Origin of the sequence: Pseudomonas sp. RW409 (assembly GCF_003184125.1) — a bacterium.
Lineage (GTDB): Bacteria > Pseudomonadota > Gammaproteobacteria > Pseudomonadales > Pseudomonadaceae > Aquipseudomonas > Aquipseudomonas chlororaphis_I.
Window position 1 is genome coordinate 300,277 of record NZ_QHHP01000007.1, and the last position, 18,019, is coordinate 318,295.

The 18,019-nt window shown below is 64.6% G+C and carries 13 protein-coding genes; 6 read left to right on the forward strand and 7 right to left on the reverse strand.

Annotated features, from left to right (window positions below):
* Nucleotides 1-81 precede the first annotated feature (81 nt).
* Entirely contained in the window at nucleotides 82-1,962 is a 1,881-nt protein-coding gene (locus tag DK261_RS08530; protein WP_110175565.1) for a DUF3857 domain-containing transglutaminase family protein, read from the forward strand.
* A gap of 125 nt (nucleotides 1,963-2,087) precedes the next feature.
* On the opposite strand, the gene DK261_RS08535 is transcribed toward DK261_RS08530, so the two are convergent.
* On the reverse strand, nucleotides 2,088-2,993 hold the full coding sequence (locus DK261_RS08535; RefSeq protein WP_110175566.1) for a LysR family transcriptional regulator: 906 nt from the start codon (nucleotides 2,991-2,993) through the stop codon (nucleotides 2,088-2,090).
* Nucleotides 2,994-3,124: 131 nt separating this feature from the next.
* On the opposite strand from DK261_RS08535, the gene DK261_RS08540 reads away from it, so the two are divergent.
* On the forward strand, nucleotides 3,125-4,771 hold the full coding sequence (locus DK261_RS08540) for a GMC family oxidoreductase (protein WP_053268737.1): 1,647 nt from the start codon (nucleotides 3,125-3,127) through the stop codon (nucleotides 4,769-4,771).
* Between the two features lie 176 nt (nucleotides 4,772-4,947).
* Complete coding sequence (locus DK261_RS08545) at nucleotides 4,948-6,570, forward strand: MFS transporter (protein WP_038631602.1); 1,623 nt, start codon at nucleotides 4,948-4,950, stop codon at nucleotides 6,568-6,570.
* Nucleotides 6,571-6,701: 131 nt separating this feature from the next.
* Here the strand turns inward: DK261_RS08545 and DK261_RS08550 are convergent, their stop codons facing one another.
* Nucleotides 6,702-8,135: a serralysin family metalloprotease gene (locus tag DK261_RS08550; protein WP_016702821.1), complete on the reverse strand. Its 1,434-nt coding sequence runs from the start codon at nucleotides 8,133-8,135 to the stop codon at nucleotides 6,702-6,704.
* A gap of 279 nt (nucleotides 8,136-8,414) precedes the next feature.
* Between DK261_RS08550 and DK261_RS08555 the strand changes: the two genes are divergently transcribed.
* The gene (locus DK261_RS08555; RefSeq protein ID WP_028682788.1) at nucleotides 8,415-8,711 is read left to right on the forward strand and encodes a hypothetical protein; all 297 of its coding nucleotides are present in this window, start codon (nucleotides 8,415-8,417) and stop codon (nucleotides 8,709-8,711) included.
* Nucleotides 8,712-8,884: 173 nt separating this feature from the next.
* On the opposite strand, the gene DK261_RS08560 is transcribed toward DK261_RS08555, so the two are convergent.
* The gene (locus DK261_RS08560) at nucleotides 8,885-11,245 is read right to left on the reverse strand and encodes a DNA polymerase II (RefSeq protein WP_009048372.1); all 2,361 of its coding nucleotides are present in this window, start codon (nucleotides 11,243-11,245) and stop codon (nucleotides 8,885-8,887) included.
* A gap of 569 nt (nucleotides 11,246-11,814) precedes the next feature.
* On the opposite strand from DK261_RS08560, the gene DK261_RS08565 reads away from it, so the two are divergent.
* The gene (locus DK261_RS08565) at nucleotides 11,815-12,144 is read left to right on the forward strand and encodes a hypothetical protein (protein ID WP_009048371.1); all 330 of its coding nucleotides are present in this window, start codon (nucleotides 11,815-11,817) and stop codon (nucleotides 12,142-12,144) included.
* A 147-nt stretch (nucleotides 12,145-12,291) separates the two neighbouring features.
* Here the strand turns inward: DK261_RS08565 and DK261_RS08570 are convergent, their stop codons facing one another.
* Nucleotides 12,292-12,936, reverse strand: coding sequence for a hydrolase (locus DK261_RS08570; RefSeq protein WP_016702824.1), 645 nt, complete (start codon nucleotides 12,934-12,936; stop codon nucleotides 12,292-12,294).
* Nucleotides 12,937-13,349: 413 nt separating this feature from the next.
* On the opposite strand from DK261_RS08570, the gene DK261_RS08575 reads away from it, so the two are divergent.
* Complete coding sequence (locus DK261_RS08575; protein WP_110175567.1) at nucleotides 13,350-14,708, forward strand: OprD family porin; 1,359 nt, start codon at nucleotides 13,350-13,352, stop codon at nucleotides 14,706-14,708.
* A gap of 70 nt (nucleotides 14,709-14,778) precedes the next feature.
* On the opposite strand, the gene DK261_RS08580 is transcribed toward DK261_RS08575, so the two are convergent.
* The 3 genes from DK261_RS08580 to DK261_RS08590 all read right to left on the reverse strand — a co-directional run bounded on the left by DK261_RS08580 (nucleotide 14,779) and on the right by DK261_RS08590 (nucleotide 17,773).
* Nucleotides 14,779-15,435, reverse strand: coding sequence for a DsbA family protein (locus DK261_RS08580; protein WP_110175568.1), 657 nt, complete (start codon nucleotides 15,433-15,435; stop codon nucleotides 14,779-14,781).
* A 107-nt stretch (nucleotides 15,436-15,542) separates the two neighbouring features.
* Entirely contained in the window at nucleotides 15,543-16,442 is a 900-nt protein-coding gene (locus DK261_RS08585) for a LysR family transcriptional regulator (RefSeq protein ID WP_016703082.1), read from the reverse strand.
* A gap of 116 nt (nucleotides 16,443-16,558) precedes the next feature.
* Nucleotides 16,559-17,773, reverse strand: coding sequence for an MFS transporter (locus DK261_RS08590; protein ID WP_110175569.1), 1,215 nt, complete (start codon nucleotides 17,771-17,773; stop codon nucleotides 16,559-16,561).
* Between the last annotated feature and the right edge of the window lie 246 nt (nucleotides 17,774-18,019).

The window sequence follows — 18,019 nt, forward strand, 5'->3', positions numbered from 1 at the left end:
CTCCCCCGCTAGCCACCCGCCTGTCACGCGCGATTCGCCGTGTGCGAGGTGGCTGATTTCAATGATTCACCCGAGGCGCTCATGTACCGTTTTCCGCTTTACCGTCCCCTGATCTGCGCCGGTCTCGGACTGCTCTCCTGGCAAGCCCTGGCTGCCTATCAACCGCAATCGGAAGCTGCCCTGGCCGCCGACGCCGTGATGGAATGCCAGTTCAACGCCGACCACAGCAGCGACTGCACCACCACCCAGCACTACACCATCCTCACCCCGGCGGGCCGGGAAATGCTTTCGCGCATCGACTTCAGCTATGCCGAAACCGATGGCTTCGAACTGCGCAAAGCCGAATTCACCCAGCCGGGCGGCAAGCCCGTGGCGCTGGCGCCGGCGCAGATCGATACGCGTACCGCACCGAATCCGGAACAGGGTTTCCTGCGCGAGAAACAGACGTCCCTGGCCTTCCCCAACCTGCGGGTCGGCACCCGGCTCAGCTACACCGTGCAGCAGCACTACGCGGCCAAACCGCTGCTGGGGCAGTTCCACTCGGTGCTGCAATTCGGCCCCAAGCCGGTGCGCCAGGACAGCTTCAAGATCACCTACCGCGCCACGCGCCCGATCATCTGGCGCAGCGAGCAGATGGACGACTACCGCTTTACGGCCTCCAGTGACCGGAAAAAACTCACCATCGAGCAGAAGGCGCCGGTCTTCCTCAACTACATCAATGAACCCTCGATCGGCTTTATCCGGCAGGTGCCGCGGGTCGAGCTGGGCAGCAGCACCGAGGTGCAGGACTATTTCGGCCCACTGGCCCAGCGCTACCAGCAGATCCTCGCCACGCCGCTGCCGCCGGCCAGCGCCAAGGCCGTGGCCGGCCTGCGCGAGCTGCCGCCCGCCGAGAAAGTCGCCGGGCTGATGCAGCACATCAACGACAACTACCGCTACCTGGGCGACTGGCGCGCCACCGAACGCGGTTACGTGCCGTTCGAGCTGGAGCAGATCGAACAGCGCGGCTATGGCGACTGCAAGGACCTGGCGGTGCTCCTGGCGGCCATGCTCAAGGCCAGCGGGATCAAGGCCGAGACGGCCTGGGTCAGCCGCGAGAACGTCGTCGCACCACTGTTGATCCCCGGCACCCACGCGCCGAACCATGCCATCGTGCGGGCCGAGGTCGACGGCAAAGTGTGGTGGCTGGACCCGACCAACCCGGTGTTCGACCCGGGCCGCAGCATGCCGGACATCCAGGAGCGCTGGGCCTTTGTCAGCGACGCCAACGGCCAGGTGCGCCAGGACTACATTCCGCTGGAAGCGCCGGACACCAGCATCGTGCTGGACAAGCAGGAACACTTCGACCGCGCCGGCCAGGCCCGGGTCAACGCCCGTATCGAATTCAGCCATATGGAGCTGATGCGACTGATGGTGTCCGACAACCAGAACGGCATCGCCAGCAACGACCAGAGCCTGTGCGAGCGTTTCACCCGGGAACTGCGCGACTGCCAGATCGATCGCGAGCCGACCGCTTTCGTCGCCCCCAGGACCTACCGGGTCAAGGCCTCCCTGACCGACCTCAAGCCACTGGAAAACATCTCCGGCAGCTACTTCTACAAGAGCCCGGCCCTGGAGGGCGACTGGGACTTCCTGGTCAACTATCGCCGCAACGGCCAGCTGGCAGACCTGTACATCGGTGACGCCAATACCCTGCGCTACACCATTACCCTCTCCGGCGCCCAACTGGACAAAGACGTCAAGGCCTGCAACGTGCGCTCGCCCTGGTTCGACATGGACCTGCGCAGCGAACGGGTCAAGGGCGAGTACCGCTATCACTACCGCCTGAGCCAGAAAAAACGCTGGCTGAGCCATGAGGACATCGTCAGCGCGCCGTTCGAGGCCATGGTCAGCCAGGCCAAGGACTGCTCCGAGCAAGCGCGGCAGTTGGTGCAGCTCAAGGGTGCAGCGAAAAAGAGCTGATCCGCCCCCCCCTGTAGGAGCGAGCTTGCTCGCGATGAACGCAAAAGCAACGCGCTCATCCAGGTGATACGCGTCATCGTTGACGCCCATCGCGAGCAAGCTCGCTCCTACAAAAAACAATTGCCCTAGCCGGTTTCCGGCGTCGACTCGGCGAGCAGCAAGCCCTGCTCGGCCGCGCACAGCTCGACCAGGTAATCCCACACCACCCGCAGGCGCACGGATTTGTGCAGGTCGCGCCGGGTGCTGATCCAGTAGGCGCGCTGGATACTCTCGCCGGGCAGCAAGGGCACCAGCTGCGGATCGCCGGCGGCCATGTAGCACGGCAGCACGGCAATGCCCAGGCCGGAGCGCGCGGCCTGTTGCTGGGCGATCACACTGGTGCTGTGGAACACCACCTGGGGGTTGCGGCAGAAACTGTTGAGGAACTTCAGTTCCTGGCTGAACAGCAGGTCGTCGACATAATCGATCCAGGCATGTCGCCCCAGGTCCTCGCGGCTGCGCAGCGGCGGCGCGCGGTCCAGGTACGCCTGGCTGGCGTACAGGGCCAGGCGGTAGTCGGTGAGCTTGCGAGTCACCAGCATGTCGGCGTTGGGCCGCTCCAGGTGGATGCTGATCTCCGCCTCGCGGTTGAGGATGCTGACAAAACGCGGCACTGCCACCAGCTCCACCTCCAGCCCCGGATAACGCTCGAACAGACCGCGCAGGCGGCTGGCGAGAAACATGATGCCCAGGCCCTCGGTGACGCCCACGCGGATCTTGCCCAGGGGCGCGGTGGACTGGGTGATTTCCTCCTGGGCCAGCAAGGCCACGTTCTCCATGGCCTCGGCGTGCTTGAGCAAGACCTCCCCGGCCGGTGTCAGTTCGTAGCCCTGGGCGTGCTGGATGAACAGCGCGGTGCCCAGGCTTTTTTCGATCGCCTCGATATGCCGGGCCACCGTGGCGTGGGTGGTCTTCAGCCGCTGGGCCGCGGTCAGCAGGCGACCGCTGCGTTGCAGCTCGAGAAAGAACCGCAGGTCGTTCCAGTCGAACATGACTCTTCCTTGCAGATGCCGGGGGAAGCCGCTGTTTAAAAACGCACAGCGGCTGAGCAAAAACTAACATTCTTTTAACGAAAGCTAACAACTAGGATGAGCCCAACAAGAACGATAAAGCGAGGTCATGGATGCTGCCTGCCTTCGATCCATACGACTACATAGTGGTCGGCGCCGGCCCCGCCGGTTGCCTGCTGGCCAATCGGCTGTCCGCCAACCCGGCCCACCGCGTCCTGCTGCTGGAAGCCGGTGGCCGCGACAACTACCCCTGGATTCACATTCCCGTCGGCTACCTGTTCTGCATCGGCAACCCGCGCACCGACTGGTGCTTCAAGACCGAAGCCGAACCCGGCCTGCAAGGCCGCAGCCTGAGCTACCCGCGCGGCAAGGTGCTGGGCGGCTGCTCGTCGATCAACGGCATGATCTACATGCGCGGCCAGGCCGGCGACTATCAGCGCTGGGCCGCCGACGGCAATCCCGGCTGGAACTGGCAGGACGTTCTGCCGCTGTTTCGCAAAAGCGAAAACCACTTTGCCGGCGACTCGCAGTTCCATGGCGCCGCCGGCGAATGGCGGGTCGAGCGCCAGCGTCTGTCATGGCCGATCCTCGATGCCTTCCGCAGCGCCGCCGAACAGAGCGGCATCGCCAGCATCGACGACTTCAACGACGGCGACAACGAAGGCTGCGGCTACTTTCAGGTCAACCAGAAAGCCGGGGTGCGCTGGAACGCCGCCAAGGCCTTCCTCAAGCCGATCCGCCAGCGGCCCAACCTCACCGTGCTGACCGGGGTCGAGGTCGATCGCGTGCTCCTGGAAAACGGCCGCGCGGCCGCGGTCAGCGCCCGTCACCAGGGCCAGCCGCAGACCTTCAAGGCCCGTCGTGAAATCATCCTCAGCGCCGGCGCCATTGGCTCGCCGAGCATCCTGCAACGTTCGGGAATCGGCCCCGCCGCGCTGCTGCAACGCTTAGGCATAGGCGTCGCCCACGAGCTGCCGGGGGTTGGTGGCAACCTGCAGGATCACCTGCAACTGCGGCTGATCTACAAGCTGGAAAACGCCCGCACCCTGAACCAGATCGCCGGCAGCCTGTGGGGCAAGCTGGGCATGGGCCTGCGCTACCTGTACGACCGCAGCGGCCCGCTGTCCATGGCGCCGAGCCAGCTGGGAGCGTTTGCCCGCTCAGGGCCGGAGCAGACTTCGGCCAACCTCGAATACCATGTGCAGCCACTGTCGCTGGAGCGTTTCGGCGAACCGCTGCACGCCTTCCCGGCCTTTACCGCGTCGGTCTGCGACCTGCGTCCACAAAGCCGTGGCCGGGTGGAAATCCGCTCCGCCGACCCGCAGGCGGCGCCGCTGATCCAGCCCAACTACCTGAGCCACCCGGAAGACCTGCGGGTCGCCGCCGACGCCATTCGCCTGACCCGGCGCATCGTCGCCGCGCCGGCCCTGCAAGCCTTCAAGCCCACGGAGTACTTGCCGGGGGCCGAGTTGCAGAGTGAGGAACAACTGCACGAAGCCGCTGCGCGCATCGGCACCACCATCTTCCATCCGGTGGGCACCTGCCGCATGGGCCAGGGCACGGATGCGGTGGTCGATGCCGAGCTGCGGGTGCATGGCATCCCCGGCCTGCGCATCGCCGATGCCTCGATCATGCCGTACATCACCTCCGGCAATACCTGTTCGCCGACGCTGATGATCGCCGAGAAGGCCGCCGAGCTGATTCTCACTACCTCGACCAGGAGCCCTGCTGCCGAAAAACAAACCGTTACCCCCGCCTGATCGTTGAACCCTTGTAGGAGCGAGCTTGCTCGCGATGATGGCCGCAAGAGCGATGCAAGGTTCAAGGGCCTATCGCGAGCAAGCTTCGCTCCTACAGAGGCAGGCACAGAAGATAGCGACGCCACGCCGGCGCCGACAGTGGAACAACAAAAACAATCACTGTGAGGGATATCGATATGTCGGAACATGCTCAATCGCTGGACGCGGCCGCCGCCGCGCCCACCAGCCAGGAAAGCCAGAAAGTCATCTTCGCCTCGTCCCTGGGGACGGTCTTCGAGTGGTATGACTTTTTCCTCTACGGCGCCCTCGCGGCGGTCATCAGCAAGCAGTTCTTCGCCGGGGTCAACGACACCACCGCCTTTATCTTCGCCCTGATGGCGTTCGCCGCCGGGTTCGTGGTGCGGCCGTTCGGCGCCCTGGTGTTCGGTCGCCTGGGGGACATGATCGGGCGCAAGTACACCTTCCTCGCCACCATCATTCTCATGGGCCTGGCGACCTTCGCCGTGGGCCTGCTGCCGACCTACTCGAGCATCGGCATCGCCGCGCCGATCATCCTGGTCGCCCTGCGCATGCTCCAGGGCCTGGCCCTGGGCGGTGAATACGGTGGCGCCGCGACCTACGTCGCCGAGCACGCGCCCCAGGGCAAGCGCGGTTTCCACACCAGCTGGATCCAGTCCACCGCGACCCTCGGCCTGCTGCTATCGCTGCTGGTGGTGCTGGGCTGCCGCTACTTCACCGGCGACCAGTTCGAAGTCTGGGGCTGGCGCCTGCCGTTCCTGCTGTCGATCGTGCTGCTGGGCATTTCCACCTGGATTCGCCTGAGCCTGCACGAGTCGCCGGCCTTCCTGAAGATGAAAGAAGAAGGCAAGGCCAGCAAGGCGCCGATCCGCGAGTCCTTCGGTAAATGGGAAAACCTCAAGGTGGTGCTGATCGCCCTGTTCAGCATCAACGCCGGGCAAGCGGTGACCTTCTACGCCGCGCAGTTCTACGTGCTGTTCTTCCTCACCCAGTTCCTCAAGATGGACCCGGCCCTGGCCAACATGCTGCTGATCATCAGCGTGGTGATCGGCGCGCCGTTCTTCATCTTCTTCGGCTGGCTGTCGGACAAGGTCGGCCGCAAACCGGTGCTGATGGTCGGCCTGTTGCTGGCCACCGCGCTGTACTTCCCGATCTTCAAGTCCCTGGCCCACTACGCGAACCCGGCCATCGACCAGGCCAGCCGCCAGGCGCCGATCAGCGTGCTGGCCGACCCCGCCACCTGCACCTTCCAGTTCGACCCGGTGGGCAAGGCGCGTTTCGACAGCCCGTGCGACAAGGTCAAGACCTTCCTGGTCAAGCAGGGCCTGCCCTACACCAGCGTCGCCGCGCCGGCCGGCAGCCCGGTGCAGGTCAACGTCGGCGAGGTGCAGATCGACGGCTTCGACGAAGCCGCCCTGCGCGGTGCCGTGACCCTGGCCGGCTACCCGCAATCGGCCGACATCCAGAACGTCAACAAAACCATGGTCGTGGTGCTGATCGTCGCCCTGATCCTGATCGCCGCCATGTGCTACGGCCCGCTGGCGGCGCTGATGGTCGAGCTGTTCCCGACCCGCATCCGCTACACCTCCATGTCCCTGCCCTACCACATCGGCAACGGCTGGTTCGGCGGCTTCCTGCCCACCGTGTCCTTCGCCCTGGTGGTGTACACCGGCGATATCTTCTACGGCCTGTGGTACCCGGTGGTGATCACCGGGGTCAGCCTGCTCGTCGGCCTGACCTGCCTGCGGGAAACCCGCAACATCGATATCGACAAGAACTGAAAAGCCCCGGAAAACCCTCGCTGGCGATAGCGCCCCAAGGATGGTTGCAGGCCTTGGGGCCATCATCGTCAGCCAAGGGTAGCGGCCAAAAAAAACGGCGCGCCATGGCGCGCCGTTTTCGTTGCTATCGATCAGGCCACGATATCGGTGGTCGCCGCCTGGCCGATGGTGCCCACGGCGAAGTCCACCGCGCCAAGGCCAGTGAGGTCGACCAGCAGGCTGGTCTGGTCGGTCTCGGCGTAGTAGGTCAGGATCGCGTCGCCGGCGTGGCCGGTGAAGCCGCTGACGAAGTTCAGGGTCGCCTGCCCCGAGGCGAACTGCGCCAGGCCGCTGAGGTCGATCTTGTCCTGGCCGCTGGTGAAATCCATGATCCAGTCGGGCTCATCGAAGGTCGAATCGGATGCCGCGCCGAACACGAAGGTGTCCGCCCCTGCCCCGCCCCACAGCGTGTCGCGACCACCGCCGCCGTAGAGGATGTCGTTGCCGGCACCGCCTTCGAGGATGTTGGCCGCGGCGTTGCCGATCAGCAGGTCGTTGCCCGAGCCGCCAATGGCGTTTTCCAGGGTCACGCCATGGGCCACGGACACGTTGCCCACCAGGCCGCCGACGTCGGAGAACGAGCCCTCGTTGAGGTTGATCTTCTGGTTCTGGGTGAAGCCGGAGAAGTCCAGGGTGTCGTTGCCGCCGCCGTCCCACACCGAGAACACCAGCTTGGAGGCCGCCGAACTGGCGCTGTAGAAATCGCGCCCGGTGTTGGAGTTGAAGCCGTACACGGTATCGTCGGCGCGGGTCTCGTGGTTGGCGCCGTAGAGTTTCTGCACCGCGACAATGTCGTCCATCAGCGGCGCCGAGGCATAGGCGCCACCGCCGTCCTTACTGAAGTTCTGCCCGGTGTTGCTCTCGCTCCAGTAGCTCATCAGGCTGTAGCCGCGAGTGTCCTGGGCGTAGGTGGCATCGTTGTAGGTCGGGTTGCCGTTGCCGGCGTTGTAGGCGCCCGGATGGGACAGGCCCAGGCTGTGGCCGATTTCGTGGGTCAGGGTCTGGCGACCGTAGTTGCCGTTGCCCGGGGTTTCGTTGACCCGGTACTGATCGTTGATCAGGTACCAAGACTGGCCGTCATAGCTGCTGCCCGAAGGCAGGTAGGCGAAGGCCGCGCCACCGGTGCTGACGTTGTAGTTGCCGAAACTCAGGTGCCCGTCACCGCCGCTCGCGGCTTCGTTGAAGCTCACATTGGCCACGTCCGACCAGGATTGCAGGGCCAGGAACGCCTGGGCTTTCTGCAACGCGCTGAACTCGCTGAAGGTGCCCAGCTTGGGGTTGTAGTTGGCCGGTTCGCGGGTGAGGAAGCTATAGCTCAGCTCGATCTTGCCGTCGCCGTTCTGGTCGTGCCAGGACAGGTTCTTGCGCAGGATCTGGTCGGCGGCCTGGTCCGCGGTGTACGACGGCTTGCCATTCACCAGCTCCGAGCCGCCACGGTCATAGGCATGGCTGAAGGCAGTGATCAGTTGGTAGGCATCGCTGCCTGGTGCTGCCGAAAAACCGGCATTTTCTTTGGCTTTTGACATCATTTACATCCTTGTTCAACGCTGAAAATTTCCGATAGACCACGGCGACCTGTTAGCGAGATCGTCCTATCACTCGCCCTATTCAAGGCGGGGAAAAACTGACACAGAGATCGGCGCCTCGTCCACGATTTTTATTGTCCGACAATATGCCCAGACAACCTTTCATATCATTAAAATCGCCGCCAATCCCTTACCCAGGCACGCCATACGCTAAGCTTCAGCGCTAACGGAGCCCCCTGCCGCACCCGGGCTTCTGCCTGTTTCCTGAAGGAGTCCACGATGAAAAAATTCCTCCTTAGCTGCGCCCTGTCGCTGGTCGCCAGCGCCGCCCACGCCGAAGGCATCCCGCTGTTCAACGTCGACTGTCCGGGCAATATTCCAGTCAGCGCGGAGGAAGGGGGACCGGTGTTCATCAACGGCAAAGAGGCCCAGACCAAGACCGTCAACGAGCGTTATTTCGAGGCCAAGGGCGCGGGCATCATGGTGTCCATCAGCGTTGAGGATGACGATTCGGTGGTCGTGACCTACAGCGGCAAGCAAGGCGCCAGCGGCACTTGCACCTCGGTCGACGACTGAGCCCTTCCCTGTAGCCGCTGCCGAGCCCGCGAGGCTGCGATCGGCCGCGAAGCAGCCGTAATGGGGGACATCGCGATTATCCAGACTCAACGCGTTCTCAGGTTTGCGCCTGCTGCGTCGGAATGCCGCCCAAGTCGTTCGCAGCCTCGGCAGCGGCTACGACGAGATGCCTCCTAGAACAACCCCATCTGCCCACCCACCAGGGTGCTGAAGTCGTCCTGCACGAACGGCAGGATGGCATCCGCCACCGGCTGCAATTGGCGGGTCACGTAGTGATCGTAATCGATGGCCGCGGTGCGGTTTTCCAGGGGTTCGGGACCGGCCAGGGTGATCACGTAGCTGATCCAGCCGCCGTTCTGATAGCGCTGGGGCCGGCCGTGCTGCTGGTTGTATTCGTCGGCCAGGCGCGCGGCGCGTACATGGGGTGGCACGTTGCGTTCGTAGTCGTCCAGCTGGCGGCGCAGGCGCTTGCGGTACACCAGTTGCTCGTCCAGCTCGCCGGCCAGGGTGCGCCGCACGTAGTCGCGCACATAATCCTGGTACGGCTGGCGATGGAAGATCCGCTGGTACAGCTCCTGCTGGAACTGCTGGGCCAGCGGCGACCAGTCGGTGCGCACCGCTTCCAGGCCCTTGTAGACCATCTCCTGGGTGCCGTCGGCGCGAGTCACCAGGCCGGCGTAGCGCTTCTTGCTGCCCTCCTCCGCGCCACGAATGGTCGGCATCAGGAAGCGGCTGAAGTGGGTTTCGAACTGCAGTTCCAGGGCGCTTTCCAGGCCGTATTCATCGCGCAGGTGATCGCGCCACCACTGGTTGACGTGCTGCACCAGCGCGCGGCCGATGCGCGCGGCATCCGCCTCGGCGTGGGCGCTGCCGAGCCAGACGAAGGTCGAGTCGGTGTCGCCGTAGATCACCTTGTGGCCCTGCGCTTCGATAAGCTGGCGGGTGCGGCGCATGATTTCGTGGCCGCGCATGGTGATCGACGAGGCCAGGCGCGGATCGAAGAATCGGCAGCCACTGGAACCGAGCACGCCATAGAAGGCGTTCATGATGATCTTCAGCGCCTGGGACAGCGGCGCGTTGTGTTCGCGCTTGGCCACCTCGCGGCTCTCGGCGACCCGGGCGACGATCGACGGCAGGCAATGCCGGCTGCGGGAAAACCGCGCGCCGCGAAAGCCCGGCACCGACTCGTCGTCCGCCGGGTGGCGCAAGCCTTCCACCAGCCCCACCGGGTCGATCAGGAAGCTGCGGATGATCGACGGGTACAGGCTCTTGTAGTCCAGCACCAGCACCGACTCGTACAGACCCGGCCGCGAGTCCATGACAAAACCGCCGGGGCTGGCCTCCGGCGGCTTCTCGCCGAGGTTCGGCGCGACGAAGCCCTGGCGGTGCATCAGTGGCATGTACAGGTGGGTGAAGGCCGCCACCGAACCGCCGCTGCGGTCGGCCGGCAGGCCGGTGACCGTGGCCCGCTCGAGAAGAAAGGTGAGCAGCTCGGTCTTGGCGAAAATCCGCGTCACCAGCTCGCAGTCCTTGAGGTTGTAGCGCGCCAGGGCGGGCTTGTCCTCGGCGAACATACGGTTGATTTCGTCCATGCGCTGGTAAGGGTTGTCGATCGACTTGCCTTCGCCGAGCAGGGTCTGGGCGACGTTTTCCAGGCTGAAGGACGGGAAGCTCCAGGTCGCCGAGCGCAGGGCTTCGATGCCATCGATGATCAGGCGCCCGGCGGCCGCGGCGAAATAATGGGTACGGCTGCCGTGTTCGCGCCACTGCATCTCCTCGCCACCACGCCCCAGGCGCAAGGGCACCGCCAGGCGGCGCGCGTGTTCGTGCAGCACCCGCAGGTCGAACTGCACCAAGTTCCAGCCGATGATCGCGTCCGGATCGTGCCGCGCCAGCCACTGGTTGAGCCGCTCGAGCAACTGCTCGCGACTGGCGCAGAACTCCAGGTCGAAGTCCACCGCGCTGTCGTCCTCGCGAGCACGGCCGAGCATGTACACCTGGCGCTGGCCACAGCCTTCCAGGGCGATGGAATACAGCTCGCCGGTCTCGCTGGTCTCGATATCCAGCGACACCAGCTTCAACGACGGTCGGTAGTCCGGCGCCGGCTTCATCTGCGCCTCCAGCAGCATCCCGCCCTCGCCCGGAGTACCGCCGAACCACACCGGCGCGGTGATGAAGCGCTCCATCAGGTAGCGCTCGGGCGGCCGCACATCGGCCTCGAACACCTCGACGCCGGCGCGGCGCAAGGTCTTTTCAAGGCGGATCAATTGATTGTGCTGCGGGCAGTACAGGCCCAGCACCGGGCGGTGCTGGAAGTCGCACAGGCCCAGGGGGCGCAATTCGACATCGTGATCGTCGGCCAGCAGGCGCCGGGCCTGTTCCTGCTGTTCGGCGGGAATGAAGGCCACGGAGGTCTGCACCGGCAAACGGATCTGGCGCGGCCCGGCATCAGTCGCCAACCAGAACTCGACTTCCGTGCCTGCCGGCGTGTCACGCCAGTGCCGGGTCAGGACGAAGCCCTGCTGTAAATCCACCACTGCAACCTCAAGAACCTGTTTCAAGGCCTTGATTCTACCTGCCTTCGGTCGCGATAGCCCGTTCCGGGCATGTGCCGAAAGGTTTTGTCGGACAATATGTAGTACTTGAAAATTTTCACTACAAAACCGTTGACGAGGCGAATTTGCCCTTGCATGATGCAGGCGTCTCCCCGATCGGGAGACTTGGCAAAGGTGTTATGAGCAAGCTCGTCTGACCGCCGAGCTGTTAACCCGGATGTGTACTGCCCACAAGGCAGATTGATGAAACTGACCTGGCATGAACGTCCAGTACAAAGGGCGGGAAGCTGGCGAAAACTCCTCAAGATGCTTGTGGCCGAAACTGAAAACTTCGGCAGCTTGATCCAGGTTTACGCTGCTTCTCTTCGTTGTGACGCTATTGCGTAGCAGTTAATCAAGACGACTACACGCATCAGGCTCTGGGCCTTATCTGTATCCGACAGACACCCTCTGTCGCCCTGTTTCCGGTATCAGGGTTCAACTTACCGATGTAGCGATATCAATTAGCGACTCAACTAGATAGATCGAAATGGTCAAGGGGCTTACAAATGAATCTGAACAATCAACCTACTATTGATGAACTGGCTCGTATGTTCGCGGCACAGAAAGACAAACATGACAGCCACATCCTGTGGATTGCCAAGTCTGGCCAGGTCCATATCGACTGCCTGTCGCCCCACGCCCATGAAGAAGAGTTCGACAAGAACAACCAGGACCTGCTGGCCCGCCTGAAAATGTACCGCCGTGGCCAGGGCTACGTCGGCAAGAAGGCCGCCGCCGACAGGGACTTCATCGGACGGGTACTCGATACCCTGAAGAATGAATGGCAATCGCTGCAGAACAAGTCGGAAGTTCGGGTGATTGACCGGTTCTGCTAAGTGCAACTTGTCGTTGTCGCTGATCAACCGTTGATTCATTAAACAAGAAGGGACGCTCCAATAAGAGCGTCCCTTTTTTATTGCAACTTGCCGGTTATTTGGATGACGCGGTGCTTCTGCTAAACCGCGTTATCGTTGGTCGCTGGCTTACTTGACCTGACGCTGCGGCGCCTTGTGCACCATGGTGTAGGCATAGTCCACGCCCATGCCGTAGGCGCCGCTATGCTCACGCACCAGGTCCATCACCGCGTCGTAGGTTTCCTTGTGCGCCCAGTCGCGCTGGAATTCGAGCAGCACTTGCTGCCAGGTCACCGGCACCGCGCCGGCCTGGATCATGCGCTGCACCGACATGTCATGGGCTTCCTGGGTAGTGCCACCGGAAGCGTCGGTGACGATGTACACCTCATAACCTTCGGCCAGGGCTTCCAGGGCCGGGAAGTTCAGGCAGACCTCGGTCCACAGCGCGGCCATGATCAGCTTCTTGCGCCCGGTGGCCTTGACCGCTTCCACCAGCTTCTTGTCTTCCCAGGAGTTCATCGAGGTGCGCTCGATCGGCTGGTGGTCCGGGAACACGCTGAGCAGTTCCGGCCAGATGTAGCCGCTGAAGCTCTCGGTTTCCACCGAGGTGAAGATGGTCGGCACGTTGAAGATCTTCGCCGCCTTGGCCAGGCCCACGGTGTTGTTCTTCAGGGTCTGGCGGTCGATCGACTGCACACCGAAGGACATCTGTGGCTGGTGGTCGATCAGGATCAGGGCGGAGTTGCTTGGGTTGAGCAGTTCACGAATAGACATGGCGCGTTCCTTTTGATGTCGATAGCTAAGTGGGTAAAAGCGTTGAGTTGCAAAATTCGGGGGCTCGGCGCGGGTTCCGCTGGGGAGGCTTTGCTGCCGGCTTGGTGGCTAATTTAGGGCTCAAAACAAAAAGGGACAATCCAGCAAAACCGAGAATCATTGATTCCAAAACAGTGACAATTCAAGAACTGCCGCAACGCCCACCGCGAACGGCATCTGCAGCCTGCCTGCCCGCGCAAACGGCCGAATGCAGCACAGCCGTACAATCCCCGCGCCCTGTAATAGGCAACCATGCTTCGCCTCGATCCGATGGCCACGCCGAGCGGACGCCGATTGACCGAAGGCATACCGGCAGTTGCCGGAACCGCGGCCAGCCGCGTCCTGGGCCACCCACCTTGACGCGGGACATAAGCATGCTGCTTGCCTCGAAACACCTCTCCGCCCCCGGGCCGCTGCGCCTGCGCCTGAAGCCGCTGTGGCTGCTCGCCTTGCTCAGCGGCGGCGCCCCGGCGCTGGCGGCGCAGAGCGCGCAAGACACCCACGGCTTCCTCGAGGGGGCGAGTCTTGAAGTGCTCAGCCGCAACTTCTACCTCAACAACGACTATCGCTCCCCGACCCCGGCCGGCAAGAGCTACAAGCAGGAATGGGCCCAGGGCTTCATCGCCTCGTTCGAGTCCGGCTTCACCCCCGGCACCATCGGCGTGGGGGTCGATGCCCACGGTTTCCTGGGCTTGAAACTGGACGGCGGCAAGGGGCATTCCGGGACGGGCCTGTTGCCGCTGGATCATGACGGGCGCAGCGAAGACAGCTACTCCAGCGCCGGCGGCGCGCTGAAGTTCAAGGCTTCGCGGACCACCCTGGCGCTCGGTGAAATGACCGTGGCGACCCCGGTATTCGACACCGCCGACAAACGCCTGCAACCGGAATACGCCAGCGGCCTGCTGCTCTCCAGCCGTGAGCTCGAGGGGCTCGACCTGCAGGCCGGTCACTTCAGCGCCTTCAAGAACCAGGACGCTTCGACCGCCAAGGGCGACTTTTCCGGCTACGGGGCAACCACCCGCCACGCCAGCATCGACTTCATCGGCGCCGACCTGTTCGCCGGCCAGGCGCTGGGCGGCGCCCTCTACGCCTCGGAGCTGAGCGACACCTGGCGCCAGTACTACGCCAACCTGCATGCCAGCCTTGGCCAGCTGTTCCTCGACGGCAACCTGTACCGCACCCGCGACCAGGGCCAGGCCGTGGCCGGCGCCATCGACACCACGGCCTACAGCCTCTCCGGCAAATACCGGATCGACGCCCAGGCATTCACCCTGGCCTATCAGAAAATCCACGGCGACACGCCCTTCGACTTCGTCGGCGGCGACTCCATCTACCTCGCCAACTCGATCAAATACGCCGACTTCAACGGCCCCGGCGAACGCTCCTGGCAGGCGCGCTACGACCTCGACCTGGGCGCCCTGGGCATTCCCGGCCTGAGCTTCATGGCCCGCTATGTGAGCGGCCGCGGCATCGACGGCAGCCACGCGCCCCAGGGCGGCGCCTACAACCCCTTCGACAGCGCCAGCGGCACCTACAGCCCGCAACAGGGCCGGGGCGGACGCCACTGGGAACGCGACCTGGACCTGCACTACATCGTGCAGTCGGGCCCGGCCAAGGACCTGTCGCTGCAACTGTCCCACGTCAGCCACCGGGCCAACGCCGCCCAGGCCGGCGACGACATCGACAGGCTGTACATCGTCATTCAGTACCCGCTCAAGCTCGGGCCGTTCTGATCCTGCGCGGCGGGCCGAGCCTGCTCGGGCCATGCGCCGGGAAGCGCCGTTGGCAGCAGCCACATGACGGCTAACCCAAGGCATGGGCCACCTGCGCGTCTGCCACCGTCGCGTCCCGCAACACCCGCGCCAGCAGGACGCCGGGCTGGGCGCCCGAGACCCGGGTGTCGCCGATGCGAAAGGCCGGCAGCACCCCGCCCGACCAGTCCGCGGCATCGCATTTGTGGCGCTGCAACGCGGCCAGTCCTTCACCACCGCACAGGTAGTCGAGCAGCCGCTCCTGCTCGCGCTTGCCGTCCCCGCCCAGCTCCGCGAGCACCCGCGCATCGCCGATATCGCGGCCCTCGCAGAAATAAGCGCGGAAGATCCGCGCGAACAGCGCGGCGCAGTCGCCACCGCGCGCAGCCCGCTCGAGCATCAGGCTGTGCGCCGGGTCGCTGTCGACCAGGCGCTCGATTCGCTCGAAGGCAAAACGCAGCCCCAGCGCCTGGCCGGCCCGGGTGATCTGCGCTTCGAACAACCGGCTGCGCGCCAGGCTGCCGAACCGGCGCCGGGCGTACTCGCCCTGCTCGATGCGGCTGGCGGGAAGGTCGAACGCGCAGCGGCTCGGCACATAGACGATCGGCCGTGGCCGGTGCGCCGCCGCCATGGCCTGGCGCAGGTTCAGCTCGCCGATCCAGCACCAGGGATTGATGAAGTCGTACGCCAGATGAATGACGTTACCCATAGCGACCACCTTGCTTCTACCCATGATGGCCAGACTCTAGGCGCGCACCTGCCGGACGAGTAGCCACAGGCCGCGCAACACTGTCTTGCTCGAGACCCGAGCGAGGCTCAGGCGGCGAGGATTTCCTCGAGGAACTCGATAAACACATTGATGCGGCTGGAGCCGCGATGGTTGGGCAGGTACAGCGCGTTGATGCAGGTGCTGGCGGTGCCGGGATTGACCTCGTACTGCTCCAGCACGCGGGTCAGGCGGCCCTGGCCGACATCGTCGCGCACCAGCCAGTCGGCCAGCAGCGCCACGCCGCCACCGGCCAGCGCCGCCTCGCGCAGGATGTCGGCGTTGTTGCTCTGCAAGCGGCCCTGCACCCCCAGGCGCTGGGGCTCTTCGTCGCCCTGGAAGGTCCAGTCCTGGTGCACGCCGCCATAGTCGAACCGCAGGCACTGGTGCTCCAGCAGGTCGCTCGGCTGGCGCGGCAGGCCGGTGCGTGCCAGGTAGTCGGGGCTGGCCACGACCCAACGCTGGAAGTCGCCGATCTTCTTGCTGACGATGTCATCGCTGACCACCGAGGAACCGAGGCGCACCGAGACATCGATGCGCTCGCTGATCAGGTCGCTGACCCGGTCGCTCAACGACAGGCTGATCTCCAGGCCCGGATGGCGTTCGAGCAGGCGCCCCAGGTGCGGGGCGATGATGCGCCGGCCGAACTCCACCGGGACGCTGGCCCGCAGATGCCCCTGGGCCTCGCTGCCACGGTCGGCGACGCTGGCGTCGGCTTCGTCGATGGCCTCGAGAATCGCCACGGCCTTGTCGAAATAGGCCTGCCCGGCGAGCGTGACACTGGTGTTGCGCGTGGTGCGATTGAGCAGGCTGGCGCCCAGCTCGCTTTCCAGCCCCGCCACCTGCCGCGTCACCGACGACGTCGACAGGCCGAGCTTGCGCGCCGCCGATGAGTAGCCGCCACAGCGCACGGTTTCAACGAACATCTTCAGCGCCAGCAACTTGTCCATAAGCCGATTCCGCGAGCGAAAATTGAAGCCAGGAACTATGCCTGAGCACGCACCGAGTGTCTTGTACGGTTGTGCTCAAGCACCGTGACCTGCGCCTGCTCCTTCGCCCCGGACCCTCAGCCCTGACGGTAGTGACGGAGCAGAAACAGCAGCAGCGCCAAGCCGGGAACCGCGGCAATCGAGGTCGCCGACAGGCTCCACCCCACCTGCTCATACAGCGGGCTGGCCACCAGCGAACCCAGGGCGCCGCCAACGAAGATGCTGGTCATGTACACCGCATTCAGGCGCGCCCGGCTGTGCGGGTCGATGGCATACACCTCACGCTGGCCAAGCACCATGTTCAGCTGCACGGCAAAATCCAGCAGCACCGCGCACACCACCAGCCACAGGTAGCCACTGCCCGGCAGCGCCCCTATCAGCAGGGACAGCGGCGCCAGCAGCAAGGCCACGAGAGTGCCGCGCTGGCCATGCCCGGCGTCGGCCAGCCGGCCGGCGATCGGCGCCGCGATCGCCCCCACCGCGCCCACCAGGGCGAACACCGCCACCTGCGCCTGGCTGAAGCCGTGCTGACGAATCAGCTCGATGGGCACGATGGTCCAGAACAGGCTGAAGCTGGCGAACAACAAGCCCTGGTACAAGGAGCGCTCACGCAGGCCGGCATGGCGGCGCGCAAGGGCGAAGACCGAGCCGATCAACTCGCCATAGGAGGACTGATGCGTCGGCATGCGCCGTGGCAGGGCAACGGCCATCACGCAGGCGATCACCGCCATCAGGCCCGCGGCGCTGAAGAACACCCCGCGCCAGCCGAACGCCTGGGCCAGCAGGCTCGACAGCGGGCGCGACAACAGAATGCCCAGCAGCAGCCCGCTCATGATGTTGCCGACCACCCGCCCGCGACTTTCCTCGGGCGCCATGTGCGCGGCCAACGGCACCAGAATCTGCACCGCCACCGAAGTCAGGCCGATGAGCAACGACAGCGCCAGGAACAGCGAAGGTGACTCAGTAAAGCCCGCGGCGATCAGGCACAGGCTCACGGCGAGCGTGAACCCCACCACCAGGCGGCGGTTTTCCATCAGGTCGGCCAGGGGCACCAACAGCAGCAGGCCCGCGGCGTAGCCGAGCTGGGTCAGCGAGACAATCAGGCTGGCATGGGCGTTCGACAGGCCGATCTGCGGGGCGATCAGCTCGACGATCGGCTGGGCGTAGTAAAGGTTGGCGACGACCGCGCCACAACAGAAGGCCAGCAAGGCCACCAGGGCGCCAGAGAGGGTGGCGGGCCGCTCGCCCTTCAGCGCCGTGCTGGCCGTCCTTGCAAAGTTGCCGGTAGGCATGATGAAACCTCGTTCGCGTGGAGAAAAGTTTCGCCAAGGCTAGGCGCGACGTTCAATCGGGAGAATCCACCGCCGGGGCAATTGAGCGATGCGCATCACGCAACGATCCCGGCGTTGCCGATGACGCAAAAGGTCTTTGCGCGGTTTGCCAATACCGCCGTCCACCCCCCTTCTCTACCCTTGGGCACTTGCCACGGGGCGGTCCGTCACCGCTCTCCTCAGCGGCTCAAGGAGACTTCCATGACC